The organism is Sphingobacterium sp. SGL-16 (assembly GCF_011043515.1).
In the GTDB taxonomy this organism is placed as follows: Bacteria; Bacteroidota; Bacteroidia; order Sphingobacteriales; family Sphingobacteriaceae; genus Sphingobacterium; species Sphingobacterium litopenaei.
Window position 1 is genome coordinate 1 of record NZ_JAAKGQ010000066.1, and the last position, 16,198, is coordinate 16,198.

General features: G+C 34.1%; 16 protein-coding genes. 14 read left to right on the forward strand and 2 right to left on the reverse strand.

The window, feature by feature from the left end; all coding sequences use genetic code 11:
• Nucleotides 1–75 precede the first annotated feature (75 nt).
• Nucleotides 76–864, reverse strand: coding sequence for a GLPGLI family protein (locus G5B32_RS15575; protein WP_165292422.1), 789 nt, complete (start codon nt 862–864; stop codon nt 76–78).
• Between the two features lie 14 nt (nt 865–878).
• The gene (locus tag G5B32_RS15580) at nt 879–3,593 is read right to left on the reverse strand and encodes an outer membrane beta-barrel protein (RefSeq protein ID WP_165292423.1); all 2,715 of its coding nucleotides are present in this window, start codon (nt 3,591–3,593) and stop codon (nt 879–881) included.
• A 255-nt stretch (nt 3,594–3,848) separates the two neighbouring features.
• On the opposite strand from G5B32_RS15580, the gene G5B32_RS15585 reads away from it, so the two are divergent.
• The 14 genes from G5B32_RS15585 (at nt 3,849) to G5B32_RS17175 (ending at nt 16,167) form a co-directional block, all read left to right on the forward strand.
• A complete protein-coding gene (locus G5B32_RS15585) occupies nt 3,849–5,219 on the forward strand; it encodes a dipeptidase (RefSeq protein ID WP_165292424.1) in 1,371 nt (456 codons plus the stop codon).
• A gap of 105 nt (nt 5,220–5,324) precedes the next feature.
• Nucleotides 5,325–6,074, forward strand: coding sequence for a lysophospholipid acyltransferase family protein (locus tag G5B32_RS15590; protein WP_165292425.1), 750 nt, complete (start codon nt 5,325–5,327; stop codon nt 6,072–6,074).
• Nucleotides 6,075–6,185: 111 nt separating this feature from the next.
• Nucleotides 6,186–6,407, forward strand: a complete 222-nt coding sequence (locus G5B32_RS15595) for a DUF2795 domain-containing protein (RefSeq protein ID WP_002996718.1) — start codon at nt 6,186–6,188, stop codon at nt 6,405–6,407.
• A gap of 123 nt (nt 6,408–6,530) precedes the next feature.
• Entirely contained in the window at nt 6,531–7,469 is a 939-nt protein-coding gene (locus G5B32_RS15600; protein ID WP_165292426.1) for a hypothetical protein, read from the forward strand.
• A 55-nt stretch (nt 7,470–7,524) separates the two neighbouring features.
• Nucleotides 7,525–7,977 carry a hypothetical protein gene (locus G5B32_RS15605; RefSeq protein WP_165292427.1) on the forward strand — a complete coding sequence of 151 codons (453 nt, stop codon included), beginning with the start codon at nt 7,525–7,527 and terminating at the stop codon, nt 7,975–7,977.
• A 224-nt stretch (nt 7,978–8,201) separates the two neighbouring features.
• Nucleotides 8,202–9,149: a S8 family serine peptidase gene (locus G5B32_RS15610; protein WP_165292428.1), complete on the forward strand. Its 948-nt coding sequence runs from the start codon at nt 8,202–8,204 to the stop codon at nt 9,147–9,149.
• 118 nt (nt 9,150–9,267) lie between these two features.
• A complete protein-coding gene (locus G5B32_RS15615; RefSeq protein ID WP_165292429.1) occupies nt 9,268–9,849 on the forward strand; it encodes a Crp/Fnr family transcriptional regulator in 582 nt (193 codons plus the stop codon).
• Between the two features lie 67 nt (nt 9,850–9,916).
• Entirely contained in the window at nt 9,917–11,383 is a 1,467-nt protein-coding gene (locus G5B32_RS15620) for an FAD-dependent oxidoreductase (protein ID WP_165292430.1), read from the forward strand.
• 262 nt (nt 11,384–11,645) lie between these two features.
• Nucleotides 11,646–12,635, forward strand: a complete 990-nt coding sequence (gene trpD, locus G5B32_RS15625; RefSeq protein WP_165292431.1) for an anthranilate phosphoribosyltransferase — start codon at nt 11,646–11,648, stop codon at nt 12,633–12,635.
• On the forward strand, nt 12,628–13,257 hold the full coding sequence (locus tag G5B32_RS15630; protein ID WP_165292432.1) for a phosphoribosylanthranilate isomerase: 630 nt from the start codon (nt 12,628–12,630) through the stop codon (nt 13,255–13,257). Before trpD ends, G5B32_RS15630 begins: the two co-directional genes overlap by 8 nt.
• Nucleotides 13,254–14,438, forward strand: a complete 1,185-nt coding sequence (trpB, locus tag G5B32_RS15635) for a tryptophan synthase subunit beta (RefSeq protein WP_165292433.1) — start codon at nt 13,254–13,256, stop codon at nt 14,436–14,438. Before G5B32_RS15630 ends, trpB begins: the two co-directional genes overlap by 4 nt.
• 71 nt (nt 14,439–14,509) lie before the next feature.
• On the forward strand, nt 14,510–15,265 hold the full coding sequence (trpA, locus tag G5B32_RS15640) for a tryptophan synthase subunit alpha (protein WP_165292434.1): 756 nt from the start codon (nt 14,510–14,512) through the stop codon (nt 15,263–15,265).
• Nucleotides 15,266–15,360: 95 nt separating this feature from the next.
• Complete coding sequence (locus G5B32_RS17170) at nt 15,361–15,660, forward strand: hypothetical protein (RefSeq protein ID WP_206366928.1); 300 nt, start codon at nt 15,361–15,363, stop codon at nt 15,658–15,660.
• A 36-nt stretch (nt 15,661–15,696) separates the two neighbouring features.
• Nucleotides 15,697–16,167 (forward strand): DUF5694 domain-containing protein, encoded by a 471-nt coding sequence (locus G5B32_RS17175; protein ID WP_317166121.1) that lies wholly within the window; start codon nt 15,697–15,699, stop codon nt 16,165–16,167.
• Nucleotides 16,168–16,198: the final 31 nt, after the last annotated feature.

Here is a 16,198-nt window from a genome sequence, read left to right on the forward strand (position 1 = left end):
TGCCCAATATAAAAGGGCACTTTTTCAGTGACCTCCCTAAAAGTGAGCCTTTTTTGCTATATATGCCTTGCTGTTTTACATCAAGGATAATTTTATTACGTAGTCTACAGTTGCTTTATTTAAATAATTTCCAAAAGCATCGCTCATCATTTTGGCAATTTCCGCACGACTCATTGTTTTGATTTTTGTATTCTCCACCGCTTTCTTATCAAATAAAACATTATTGCTAACCTCTACTTTCGAAGCAAAATATGAAACGTGTTGACTTGGAACTACTAATCCTAATATCAATCCAGGTAATCCATTAATAGATTCCGGACCACCATCAATAGGAATTTCATTCGCATAAAAGCCAATTACATACGTAGAATCCTCGGTGATACCATTCGCGCGTCTACAGTTGTAGCCTGCTATTTCACGATATTCATCCGTAATCGTCCATTTCACTTTTTTCAAAGTATCTTGAATAATAACCTTTTGACCAATCAAATCATTGTATCTTTTATACTCATTATTTGCCAAATTAGAATAAGTAGTCGCCTCAAAATCTAAGGCCAACATCATGATTATCTGCTTCATCATTGGATCTAAATCCTGCTTTTGAGATTCAAACAAAGTTTCATTTCCTTTGAATTTTAGCGACTTTTTCAACACTATATTCTCAGGAACTCTAGGCAACATTGCACTCATCTGATTCTTTTGTGCTTCGTCAGCCTTCTCTATAAATTGTTTGCGAAGAATATTTTTTGTATACATTGTCTTATCATAATAGACAGTACCTTCTTCCGCAAACATGGCATACTGCGCCTTAGCTGTAAAGCCAGTACCCAATACTAATAACGCTAGAATATATAAATATTTCATATTTGTCTTTTTAATTATTTAATAAACATCTTGGTAAAATCCCAAGACAACTTCAACATGTAGTAACGTTGAATAGTATCAAATCTTCTTTGCATAAAGATTGAATTCGTCTGCATACGTGAATAGCCAATATTCTGATTCAACACATCATTAATCATAAAATCTAAGACTAGTGATTCATTTTTCAGGAATTTTTTACTTACACCTGGGTGAATTAAGAAGCGTTCGATTTTTTGGTCAAATGCTGCTGTTGGTGCCTCGTACGAGTAATCATAGTTTGTATATATTTTGAATGTTTTTGAGAAGAAATATTCAAAGCTACCTCCAGAGGTAAATACAAAACCATTATTGTCTTGCTCAGGACTTAGATTCGATGTCATTTGACGATATTGTGGTGTGAATCTTGTCGAGAAGTTAAATCCTGTTTTTGTCTCTCTTTTGATCTCGTATGCCAAGGAGTATGTTTGTGAATTTACTTCATTTGCATCTCCATCGACGAAGTTGTGATTACGTGAGATAGAAAATACCGGCGAAATAGAATTATCCAATACTAAGTCTTTGTGCAATCTGAAATGATATCCTGCATAAGCACTTAAATTCAAATTATTCTTTCCATTGATATTATCCCATCGGTAATAGTTTACACCATCTTCTGTTGTGATATTTTGTACGATAGGATCTTTTATCAAATTAAATGTACCACCAATATATTTGAATTGATTTGACAAAATGTTAAAACTATGGAAGAAACCTTCAATGGTATTAGAAAATGATGGATTTAAATTCTCATTTCCTATGTATTGATTCAATCGGTCTGAGTTATTCAGAATAGGTTGAATCTGGTTTAATGAAGGCAATTGATTCTTTCCATTATACGAAATACGCAAATTTTTCGAAGTAGAAATTTTCCATTGTGTAACCAAACTTGGATTATACGTGAAGAAATTTCTTTCTAAAGAATTATTCGAATAATTATTTACTTGTTTTAAATGATCGTCATTAAAATTATTCGTCAAATTAGCCGTAAACTTATCTTTATTGAAGATGAAAGCTAATTTGTAATTATTACTAAATCTGTTGTAATCGTAGTTACTACTGAATTCTTCATCCAACTCATTGTATTGGTTCGAAATTCCCTTATTAAATGACTCAATCAAAGACTCATTTGCTACACGTGTTAAATCATACCCTACAGAAATATTCAATACTTTGGATAAAGGCTCTGAATACGTTATTCCACCTTGAAATGACGTGATTCGCTGATCGGTATTTTTATATTGATCAGTAGTATCTTTTGTGTTATTTAACTTATTGTCTAATGTAGAGTACAAGAAACCGTAGCCTGTAGTTTGCTCATTGCTTGTTCCAAAATTTAAGGATAAAGATCTTCCTGCTTTAGTAAACTTCTTTGTATACAAAGCCGAAATTCCCATATTATCCACTTTATGATCTTTCTCTTCATCACTTACATTGCTTGACAATGGAGATAAATCACTTCCTGAGTTTTGAGACTCAATATTTTCTCTGCTCCACAATAATTTTTTAGAAGCATTTGCCGCAATTAAAAGTTGATTTAAAGAATCTATCTTCGTGTCCAATCTAAAATTAAGACGATGTTGATCATTATCTGTATCTACAAGTTTATTGGTTGTACTATTGATCACACCTGACATAATAGTTTCTTCATTACCATCAGCTTGCAACTTACCATACTTGTAGCTCAAATTCAATTGATATTTATCTTTTTTCCAACGATCATTGAAATTTATACCTGAATTTATTACACGAGGAATACCAATGACACCTTGACCAGAGAAAGGATCATTTACGACCATGACACCACCTTCGTATGAAGCATCCATATCAATTCCATACTTCTGTGCATCCTGCCAATTCATGGATGTGGTTCCATTATTGCCAAATAATCCATAAGCAGAAAGCTTTTTAGAACCTTTGAACATATTTAACATCAATTGGCCCATATAGTAATCATCTGTACCACCACCCGCTAAGGCTTTACCAAACATACCATTCTTAGCATCGTCTTTTAGTTGCACATTAATTGTCTGCTCACGCACACCATCATCTACTCCAGTACGTTCGGCCTGATCAGATTTCTTTTCATAGACCTGTACTTTGTCTACCATATCTGATCGTAGATTACGAGTTACTAATGTTGGATCATCACCAAAGAATTCTTCCCCGTCGACCAATACTTTTTTCACAGTTTTTCCTTGAGCTGTAATATTGCCCGCAGCATCCACAGTAATACCCGGAAGAACTTTCAAAAGATCTTCTACCTTAGCATTCTTTTCCACTGTAAATTGCGAAGCATCATATTCTGTAGTATCACCTTTGATAGTTATAGCTGCTCGTCTTTTAACGACCACTTCCTCTATCAAATGCGCCACACTGGATAATAAAATTTCACCCAAATCAGTTTTTGTGTCAGCCGCTTTAACTTCTTCAAAAAAATCAGCGTATTTAGGATAAGAAACGACAATCAAATGATCTCCATTTGTAGGTTTTGGAAATTCGAAATAACCATTTTCATCAGCTCTTGTATAATCCACAAGCAAAGAATCTTGTGCACGCAAAAGCATGATTGAAGCATTTTTTAATTTAAGCTTATCGGAAATATCCAATACCCGTCCAGAGATTTTGGTCTGAGCGGAACTATTGGCCATAAAACCCAACATAGCTAACAGTAATAGTAAAGTACCCTTCATATGTATGTGTTAAAATAAATTGTTTATTAGAATTGGAGTTTTTGCATTTTAGTTACAAATAAAACACTATTATTTGTACTTTTTGAGTCAAAAATTGTAAGTAGAATATTATTGTCGGTAAAACCGCCATTTTTGCCGGTAAGACTATAGAATCGTTACATTAATTAACAGAGAATTTTAACTTCCAGCTTTTAGTCACATCGAACAAAAGATTATTACACAAATATTCCCTACTTTTGTAAAAACATTTTTCAAATGCAAAACATCAAAGAATATGTAGAAGCGAACAAAGATCGTTTCTTAGAAGAATTATTTGAATTATTGCGCTTTCCATCAGTAAGTGCTGATCCTCAATATAAAGAAGGCGTACTAAATACTGCAGAATTTGTAGCTCAAAAATTAAAAGATGCTGGAGCGGATAATGTAGAAATCTGCCCTACTGCAGGCTACCCTATTGTATATGGTGAGAAAATTTTTGATGCTTCTTTACCAACAGTATTAGTGTATGGTCACTATGACGTACAACCTGCTGATCCTTTAGAATTGTGGCATACACCTCCATTCGAGCCTACTGTACGTGATGGTAAAATCTATGCACGTGGTGCTGCGGATGACAAAGGTCAATTCTACATGCACGTGAAAGCTTTCGAATATATGGTTCGTGAAAACCAATTAGCTTGTAACGTGAAATTCATGATTGAAGGTGAAGAAGAAGTTGGTTCAGCTAACTTAGGTATCTTCGTCGCAGCGAACAAAGAGCGTTTGAAAGCTGATGTAATCGTGATTTCGGACACTTCAATGATTAGCTTGGAAAATCCTTCTTTAGAAACTGGTCTTCGTGGTCTTTCATACGTAGAAGTAGAAGTTACTGGTCCTAACCGCGACCTACACTCAGGTGTATACGGTGGTGCTGTAGCAAATCCTGCTACTGTACTTTCAAAAATGATTGCTTCTCTTCACGACGAAAACAACCACATCACTATCCCAGGATTCTATGATGATGTAGTGGAATTGACTCCAGAAGAAAGAAAAGCATTAAACGAAGCGCCTTTCGATATTGAAGAATACAAAACAGACTTAGGTGTAGAAGATGTATGGGGCGAAGAAGGTTATACTTCTATCGAACGTACAGGCATCCGTCCTACTTTGGAAGTAAACGGTATTTGGGGTGGATATATTGGTGAAGGTGCTAAAACTGTATTACCTTCTAAAGCTTACGCTAAAATCTCAATGCGTTTGGTTCCTAACCAAAATTCTGAGCGTATTACTCAACTTTTCAAAACTCACTTTGAAGCTATCGCTCCAAAATCTGTAAAAGTAGAAGTAAAACCGCATCATGGTGGTGAACCTGTTGTAACACCTACAGATAGTATCGCGTACAAAGCTGCAGAAAAAGCATTAGAAGAGACTTTCAACAAAAAACCTATTCCTACGCGTGGCGGTGGTTCTATTCCAATCGTAGCATTATTCGAGCAAGAATTAGGGATTAAAACTGTATTATTAGGTTTTGGTTTGGATAGCGATAATTTACACTCTCCAAATGAGAAATACGGTATTGAAAATTACTTAAAAGGAATTGAAACTATTCCTTTATTCCACAAATACTACGCGGAATTAAGTAAATAGTCAACACTTTATATTGATAATATTAATAGGTCTAGAAAATTTCTAGACCTATTATTTTTCTATATATTCGTTAATATTAATCTAAACTTGAAATTATATTAACTTATGATAAGGATTTTAAGAAAAATACATACCTTTCTTTATTTAGGTGCCGTTCTCCTATTTTTTATCCCTTTTTATCCTTTCCTCTATTTTTTCACCAAAGATCCAAAGAAATATTTCAATCATATCGTATTCTGCCGTAAATGGATTAGTTTATTAGCAACAACAGTAGTTGGTATTCGATTTCAAGTGGAATATGAAGATGAAGAAAATATGGATTGGAGGGTACCTTATGTAATTTGTCCCAACCACACCTCCATTCTAGATATTACAGCACTAACTTACCTTTGTCCGCAACCTTTTTCATTTATGGGCAAAGTAGAACTCTTGAAAAATCCTGTTACTGGAATATTTTTTCGGAGCATCGATATCGCTGTAGATCGAAAAAGTAAAATATCTTCATTCAAAGCATACAAGAAAGCGGATAAGACATTGAAAGAGGGTAAATCTCTAGTTATATTTCCTGAAGGAAAGATTGACGACGAATATCCTCCTAGAATGCATGAATTTAAATCAGGTTCTTTTCGATTGGCTATTGACAATAAAGTGAAGATTCTTCCGGTTGTAATTAAAGATGTTTGGCGGGTATTATGGGATGATGGAATGAAATACGGTTCAAGACCAGGGGTGGTGCATATTAAAATCCTTAAACCTATTGATACCGAAACTCTTACACAAGAAGAGTTTGATGAATTACAACGCTACGTATATGACAAAATGCGCACCCATTGGCTGCAAAGTAACAGCATATAATTCAGTAAGAAAATAGCCTAAACAGAATATTGTAATTTCGCTGCTATTAAACTTGCTTTTATTAAATATTATATTATTTTTGCGAAAAGTGAAATTAAAAATTGTAAGACTATGTATTGGACATTAGAATTAGCATCACATTTAGAAGATGCACCATGGCCTGCAACAAAAGATGAATTAATCGATTATGCAATTCGTTCTGGTGCTCCTGTAGAAGTAATAGAAAATCTTCAAGCATTGGAAGATGATGGTGAGCCTTACGAAAACATCGAAGAGATTTGGCCAGATTATCCAACAAAAGATGATTTCTTTTTTAATGAAGACGAGTATTAATCTAGAATAAAAATCGCACTCCAATGAAGTGCGATTTTTATTTTTTTAGCCTAAGCCTTTCTTTATTCGTATTTTATGTTAAACGATTTTCGTTTACCTTTGTCTCTATAGAAAATAAAAGGTATGCAAAAATCAATTCTTATTGGCTTATTAATATTCTGGGTAAATATGAGCTCAGCTCAGAATGTACAACCCTATGATAAGACCGATAAGACCACTTTTTCTATTGAACCCCAAGTCGGTTATTCTATCTCCAAATCATCCTTTAATATTGCAGGAAATGAAATGGGTAGAAATCCAAATATATATTCCGAGCTAATCTGGGACCCAACAAATGCTGTAGAATATGGCGTAGCCTTAAAATTATCCCGCAAGAAAATATCATTCAAAACAGATTTTTTATTCAATAAAACACTGTCGGGTAATGTAACAGATTTTGATTATGATGGAGATAACAGAACGCTTCCTTTTACAGAATTGTATTTAAGTAATCATAAAGGATCTGGATATTCTATAAAAATTCAGCCAGGATATGATGTAAGCAGGAACGAAAATCTATCTCTAGTTACCTACCTTAGTTTTGATTATACCAATAGAAGCCTTTATCTTTTAAATGATAGAGATTGGCGCAGTAATGACCGTAATTATATCCCAGGTCTTAATTCTTATTACAAGTATAAATTTCCAAATTATGGTCTTGGGATTGCCTTAGACTATAAATTAAGCAGTCGCTGGTCTACTCAGATAGCAGCGGAAGGTTATCTGTCGAGGTATTATGCGTATGGGCATTGGAACTTAATTGAGGACTTTGAAAAACCAATTAGCTATGAGCATAAAGGTAATGGAAAGAAAATCAGCACATTGCTCGGTCTATCCTATGCAATAAATTCTAATGTAAATGTTGGAATAAGTTATGATTTGAATCATTTCAATATTTCAAATGGCAAAGACTATTTATATAGCAAATCAGAAGGGGTATTGAAAACAAGATTGAATGAGGCCAATGAAACCAAACACGCTTTCTTATTGAATTTACGCTATAGTTTACCTTTTTCAAATTAGTCGGCCTAATTAATCTTTTCACTCTTCCTTCAGTCAAATCACAAAAATTAATACTATGCGTATACTTTTATCCTTTCTTTTCTTCTTTCAGACATTATCAATTTTTGCACAAGATTCCATTCAGGAGAAGAAATCTGATTTAGAAATTATCAAAAATTTCATTCAAGATTTGTCGAATGATAAAATTCGCACAGATGTAATTTTGAGTAAATATATTATGGTGGAGAATCCGAATGATGAATTATATGACTATTTGGAAGTAAGCTTGGATGAAATTCGAATTAATCTGATGAGTAAAAAGATTGAAGAAATTCAATATATACCTTATGCGCAAATGCCTCGAAAAGATGTTCGTGATATTGATTTAGAAGAATTAAATAGCAATCGAGTATTTTTTTTGCATTATAAAAATCGCCAAGTTGCTGCTTTATACTTAGAACAAGATAAAATTGCTTCTTTTACATTAGTTTCTAAAGGAAATAACAAAGCTCATTTTGTATTGTATTGATTTATATCCAAAATAATCATAGAAAATAACCCCCACATCACCTTGATTTAATTTTTATTAATATTTTCTTAACCAAGGGTTGACTTTAAGTAGAATTAAAGTTAAATTTATATAAACTTAATTCTATAAGATATGAAAAAGAATCTCCCTCTTTTAGCCGCATTGGGCCTTCTACTGACAAACTGTACTTCTGAAGTAATGTAAAAAATCTTACTGAAAAAGAGGTGGAAGCTTTACGCACAGACCCAAGGATATTATCCATCGAACAAGATTATCTTATAGCCTTAGCAAAACCGAAACCTCCTGTTGTTACCCAACCAAGCCAAACTGTACCATGGGGAATCACGCGTATAGGAGGCGCAGGTAATGGTGCAGGAAAGACGGCTTGGGTCGTAGATTCGGGTATCGATTTGGACCATCCTGACTTAAATGTAGATGTAGCGCGAAGTAAATCATTCACTGGTGACAATAATCCAGATGACACAAATGGTCATGGTACACACGTGGCGGGGATTATAGGTGCATTAGATAATAGTATAGGTGTAGTTGGAGTGGCTGCAGGAGCAAAGGTTGTATCGTTAAAAGTTCTTGCTTCAGATGGGAAAGGAGATTTTTCATGGACTGTTAGTGCATTAGACTATATATATGCTAATGGATCTGTTGGTGATGTTGTCAATATGAGCCTTGGGCCTGATGAACCTTTTCGATATACGGCAACAGACTTAGCGACCGAGCAAGTAGCTTCAAAAGGAATAAAAATAGCCATAGCTGCAGGAAATAGTTATGATAATGCGGATTTGTACACACCTGCTGCTGTGAATCATCCTAATATTTACACCATTTCTGCAGTTGCTCCAGGTGACTTTTGGACAACATTCTCAAATTATGGAAGTAGTGTAGATTATGCCGCTCCTGGTTATGATATTCTTTCTACTTATTTAAAAGGGGGATATACTACAATGAGTGGAACATCTATAGCATCACCACATGCTGCTGGTGTCCTTTTGTTAGGTGAACCTAAATCAGATGGATTTGCCAAATCAGCATATTGGGAATATGTGAAAAAAGGTGGCGGAACATTAACAGGGAAATATAGTGCTACAAACTCCTATAGCTTATCCATTTTTAGAGAAGATAAAGATAATAGCTTAGATCCAATTATACATAGATAATAGCTGATAAAAACAAAGAGAGAGATTTTATAATAAAATCTCTCTCTTTGTTTTTATAAAGACCTAAAAATTTCCACATACTAATGTTTTATCTCCATTATTATCATTACTTTCAATTATGAAAGATGAAGTAGTAGAAAAAGTTATTTCCATTTTTAATAGTATACATCCTGTATCTGAAAATTTAAAGGAAAAGATTTTCGAGGGTTCTGATGTCATTCAAATCAAGAAGAAAAATTTACTTCTAGATATTGGTGAAACTAGTAAATACATTTTTTTTATTTATAAAGGAGCTCTTCGCTCATATTATCTTGATCAAGAGGGGAAAGATAATACATCATGGTTTCTATTTGAAAATGAATTGGCTATATCCCTCTTTAGCTTTTTCAGTCAGAAACCATCTTTCGAGGCTTTGGAAGCTCTTGATGACTGTATTCTTTTACGATTAAGCTTTGCAAAGCTCCAAAAACTATATCTAGAATTTCCTGAATTCAATTATATTGGAAGAATACTTACGGAACAATATTATATCCGCAGCGAAGAAAAAGCTAATGCGCTACGCATGTTATCGGCCAAAGAGCGTTATCTACAACTTCTCGAACGCTATCCCGAAATTATACAACGTGTATCTTTAGGACATATCGCAACTTATCTCGGCATAACCCAACATACCTTGAGTCGCATTCGTGCTAAAGTTTAATTTTTTGCCTTAAGGCAAAAATAAACCAACTTTGAGAAGCTAACTTTATATTCAACAATACCAGTATATGAAGTTAAAAGTTATTATACCATTGATATTCATTGCGGCAATCGTTTTGTTGATTGGAAGACCATTTCTTCATCTTATAAAAGTAAAATGGACTGAAAATATAGATAGGCTAACAGTACCAAATGGCTATACCAATGACGCTAGTCGCCAAAATCTTACAAAGATTGTTAGCATCATTCATGTAGAGAAAGAAGAAGAAAAGTTTATTCTACAACTTCAATCTATACTAAAATTAGCCAAAGAAAGAAGATTACCAGTCTCTATAGCTGGTGGAAAATTTTCTATGGGAGGTCACACGATGTATCCGAATGGAATTGTAATTAATATGCTCCCTTATAATAAAATTAGCATTGACACGATGACCAATACGATGAAAATAGGTGCTGGAGCAACTTGGAGTGAAGCTCTATCACAATTAGATAAATATAATCGATCCATAAAAGTAATGCAGGCTTTTAGTTCTTTTAGTATAGGTGGATCGATAAGTGTGAATGGTCATGGCTGGCAACCTAATTCTCCTCCAGTTTCTAGTAGTATCAAATCTCTAAAAGTTATGACATCAGATGGACGCGTAATCTTGTGTTCATCAACAGAAAACCAAGAACTTTTTAAACTAATTATAGGTGGTTATGGATTATTTGCTATTATCTTGGAAGCTGAATTGGAAATTGTACGCAATTCTTCGCTACAATATTCAAGAATGACTTTTCCTGCAGAAGAATATTTGGATTATTTTTCAAAATATATCACCAACAATGAAAAAGCAGAATTAGTGTATGGTAGATTAGATATTTCAAAAGAACATTTTCTACAGAATGCAACACTTAATATTTTTTCGAAAACAGATAAAAGACCTAATTCGAATTACAACAGTATTCCTACGGAATTAAAAAGATTAGTTTTCAGGGGGACTGTAAAAAGTAATTATGGCAAACAGCTACGAACAAGTCTAGAATATTATGCTTATTCATTTGGGAAAAATCAAGTTTTTACGCGTAATCAATTGTTGGATGAACAAGTTGATTTAATCGAGAATAAGGATTCTACAACCGTAGACATACTTCAGGAATATTTTATACCAAATCGTAATTTTAATGCATTCATCAAAGAGATACAAAAAGTATTACCTCATCAACATATTGATTTGCTAAATATTACCATCCGCGATGTCGCTAAAGATACGATAAGCTATATGTGCTACGCTCAAGAAAATGTTTTTGGATTTGTTTTTTTATTTAACCAACCTAAAACAAAAAAGGCAGAATTGGAAATGAAACAAATGACGCAAAAACTTTCAAAGATTGCTATTGATAATGCAGGTACGTTTTATCTTCCCTATCGACTACACAATGAAAAAAGCTTATTACATCAAGCATATCCACAATCCGAATCATTCTTTGGCTTAAAAAAGAAATACGACCCACAGGAGATACTTAAAAATAAATTTTATGATCATTATAAATGACTTTTATAATTCTTTATTTTTTTTCAAAAATCACTTGACATTCTTAAAAAGATAATATAGATTTGCTTTCAACAATTTAAAAATGAATCAATTTGTAACAAATAACGCATGGTGGTGGCACAACAGTTAAAGTTGTGGCAATCCCCTATTGCATAAATTTGTATACATTCAAAATATAATAGGCTTGCCAACATGGTGAGCCTTTTTATTTGGCAATAACCTAAAATCTGAACTTAGAAAACGCATATTACATTAAAACAAAATGAAAGAAATATTAAGGCATTTATTTGAATACAAATCTTTCTCACGTAAAGAAGCATATGAGATTCTAACGAATATTGCGACTGGAAAATACGACACACATCAGATTGCCGCATTTATGACAGCATATGGTATGCGTAGTATTCGTGTAGAAGAATTGGGTGGATTTCGCGATGCCATGTATGATTTATGTCTTAAGATGGATTTTCAAGGTTATGACTTGATTGACATGTGCGGTACAGGTGGCGACGGAAAAAACACTTTTAATATTTCGACTTTAGCATCTTTCGTAGTGGCTGGTGCCGGTTATAAAGTAGCCAAACATGGTAACGTTGGTGTTTCTTCGGGGTGTGGTTCATCGAATGTGATGGAATATTTAGGTTATCAATTTACCAATGACAAAGACGTCTTACAAAAGCAGTTGGACGAATCCAATATCTGTTTTTTACATGCTCCCCTATTCCACCCTGCAATGAAAACTGTAGCACCAATTCGTCGAGCATTAGGTGTAAAAACCTTCTTCAATATGTTGGGACCTTTGACTAATCCAGCAAATCCTAAATTTCAGTCTGTTGGGGTTTTTTCTTTAGAGCTGGCACGTCTATATGGTTATTTGTATCAAAATACTGAAAAGCAATATAGTATTATCCATGCTTTGGATGGTTATGATGAAATCTCTTTAACAGGAGACTTTAAAGTCATCAACAATCAAGGGGAAAGCTATTATTCGGTAGAAGAATTTGGTTTTGAAGCTGTGAAAGCAGAAGATTTAGCTGGAGGAGATAATGTGGAAGAAGCAGCGAAAATTTTTAGAGAAATTATAGAAGGTAAAGGAAATACGGTTCAAAATAATGTGGTCTTGACAAATGCAGCTTTTGCGATTAAGACGTTCCATCCAGAAAAAACATTTGGTGATTGTTATTACGAGGCGGAAGAATCTTTATTAGGGTTAAAAGCCTTAGATAGTTTGAAGAAATTGACAAATGCGTAATCGTAATAAAGAATTAAAAATAAAGGTTTGTGGAATGAGAGATGCGGATAATATCCGTCAACTTATGACCTTGCCTGTAGATTATATTGGCTTTATATTTTATGCTAAGTCTGCAAGATTTGTTTCGGGAAAACCTGACGTTAGTATCCCCTCTTCTATCAAAAAAGTTGGTGTATTTGTCAATTCTTCAAAAGAGGAAATACAAACAAAAATCCAAGAATTTGACTTACAAGTTGTTCAACTTCATGGTGATGAATCTCCAGAATTCTGTCAAGAAATAAAAGATCTAGGTATTGAAACATTCAAGGCTTTTGGGATTGATGAGGAATTTGATTGGGAAAGTATCGCCCCTTACGACGGCAAAGTTGATTATTTCCTTTTTGACACGAAGAGCAAACAATATGGTGGAACAGGTCAAACATTTAATTGGGAGAAATTACAAGACTATCCTTACCAAACGCCTTATTGGTTAAGTGGTGGTATTTCGTTAGAAAATATCGAAGATGCTGCAAGTTTTGAAGACAACAGATTATATGGTTTGGATTTAAATTCTAAATTTGAAATCGAACCTGCATTAAAAAATATACAATCATTAACACAAGCAATCTCTATTATAAAATGAGTAAATATCAAGTAGATAGCAAAGGATATTACGGTCCATTTGGTGGGGCTTACATCCCCGAAATGTTGTATCCCAATGTGGAGGAATTGCAAAATCAATATTTGCAAATCATGAATGACCCTTCATTCAAAGAAGAGTTTGAGCAATTACTAAAAGACTATGTCGGCAGACCTTCGCCTTTGTATCACGCGAAACGTTTGTCGGAACTGTATGGAGCAAATATCTTCTTGAAAAGAGAAGATTTGAACCATACTGGCGCACACAAAATCAACAATACCATTGGACAGATTTTGTTAGCACAACGCCTAGGTAAAAAACGTATTATCGCTGAAACTGGAGCTGGACAACACGGTGTAGCAACAGCGACAGTTTGTGCGTTGAAAGGTTTAGAATGTGTGGTGTACATGGGTGAAATCGACATTCAGCGACAAGCGCCAAATGTTGCGCGTATGAAGATGATGGGTGCGACGGTAGTTCCTGCGACTTCGGGGAGTAAAACACTCAAAGATGCGACGAACGAAGCTTTGCGCGATTGGATAAACAATCCAGTGGATACGCATTATATAATTGGTTCGGTCGTAGGACCGCATCCTTATCCCGATATGGTTGCGCGTTTTCAATCCATTATTTCATTTGAGACAAGAAAACAACTCTTAGAAAAAACAGGCAAAGAAACGCCTGATATCGTGATGGCTTGTGTTGGTGGCGGCTCTAATGCTGCAGGTATGTTCTATCATTTCTTGGATGATGAAGATGTCAAAATTGTAGCTGTAGAAGCTGCTGGTCATGGTGTAGATTCTGGTGAATCTGCAGCGACAACAGCTTTGGGTAAAGAAGGTGTTTTGCACGGTTCCCGTCAAATTTTGATGCAAACAGATGATGGGCAAGTTATCGAGCCATATTCCATTTCAGCAGGTTTGGATTATCCAGGAATTGGTCCTCAACATGCTTGGCTATTTAAATCAGGGCGTGGTGAGTATGTCTCGGCTACTGACGACGAAGCGATGCAAGCTGGATTACGTCTAACGAAGTGGGAAGGTATTATTCCTGCTATTGAAAGTTCGCACGCGTTAGCGCATTTGGAAAAAATGAATTTCAAAGGTGATGAAACGGTGGTGATTTGTCTTTCAGGTCGTGGAGACAAGGATTTAGATAATTATATGAAGTATTTCAATTTATAATATTGCCATAGGCAATAGGCTATAAGCCATACGCTTATTGCTTAAAGCCTAAAGCATAATGCTTTTAAAAAATGCAACTAAATAAACATTCAAACGGATTACTATCTATATATTTTACAGCGGGCTACCCTACGTTGGATAGTACCGTACAGATTGCCAAAGCTTTAGAAGAAGCGGGTGCAGATTTTTTAGAAATCGGCTTTCCATATTCTGACCCAGTAGCGGACGGCCCCACCATTCAACATGCTTCGGAAGAAGCCTTGAAAAATGGCATGTCACTAAAAGTTCTTTTCGAACAATTGAAAGATTTACGCAAACATGTCAACATTCCCGTCTATTTGATGGGATATGTAAATCCTGTATTGCAATACGGTGTGGAGAATTTCTGCAAAGCGTGTAAGGATGTTGGTGTCAACGGAACGATTATTCCAGACTTGCCGATGTACGAATATGAGGAATTGTACCAAACAGTTTTCGAAGAAAATGATATAAGCAATATTTTCTTAGTAACTCCACAAACTTCGGATGAACGAATTCGCAAAATCGATGATTTGTCTACTAACTTCATCTATTTACTTTCGTCGAATGCGACAACAGGTAAAAATCTAGAAGTAAAAGATCAAGCTGAAGCGTATTTCAAACGCATAAAAGATATGGATTTGAAAAATCCATTTATTATTGGTTTTGGTATTTCAAATCAAGAAACTTTCCAAAAAGCAACCACTTATGCCAATGGCGCAATCGTCGGAACTGCTTTTGTTAAGCTTTTAGGCGAAGAAAATTACTTAGAAAAAATCCCTGATTTTATTAAGAGTATTAAAGGGTAATAAAAGAAACAGTTTATTACTACTAAGTTAAACCTATTTAAAAGGATCAAGTCAAATTTTTTACTTGATCCTTTTTTATTAAACCTTTTATAATTATGAAATATTTATTTACAATAGTCTTCATTGCTTTTATCAGCAATAATTCTCTTGGACAACAAGTCTTCAATTTTAAAACTAAATTTGACAATGCAATTCCAGTCTTGAATCTTGGTACTTTCCATATGGGGAATACATCAGACGCAAGAAAAGTTGAATTTGATGAAAATGACCAAAATAATATTAAACAAATTCATGAAATTGCCAAGCAAATTGCTGCCTTTAAACCAACAATTATACTGGTCGAGCAAGAGCCTAGATTTAATCCTACTTTAAAAGAAAAATACAATACTTATTAAAAAAACCCCAAACATAACTTTAATAATCCATCAGAAATTGAGCTCTTAGCTTTTGAAGTAGGTAAATTGAGTAATTCGCAAAAGATTTATGGAATAGATTACAAACAAGATTATTTTTATTCTATAGCCAATTACTTAAAAAATCAACAAGACTCTTTAACGTTGAAAAAATACTATGCGTTAGTAAATGAAAATTTATTTCTAAATAACATTAATCCAAATAACACGAATGTAAAAGAACAATTGTATTTAAATAATCAACCAGAATATTTAGACTTTTTAATAAATATTAATGCAGATTTGTTGACTACAATATCAGTCAGTAATTATAAAATTGGTGCTGAACAAGCATCAAAATTTTATAACAGAAATTTAATGATGTTCGCAAATATGAATAATATTCTTGTTAGTAAAGATGATAGAATTTTTATTTTAATGGGAGCTACGCATACCGCATTTTTTAAAGATTTTCTAAGACGTTCACATAAAAGAAGTAAATATTTTTGAGTATCTGAAATGATTAAGCAAAGAGGCTGAA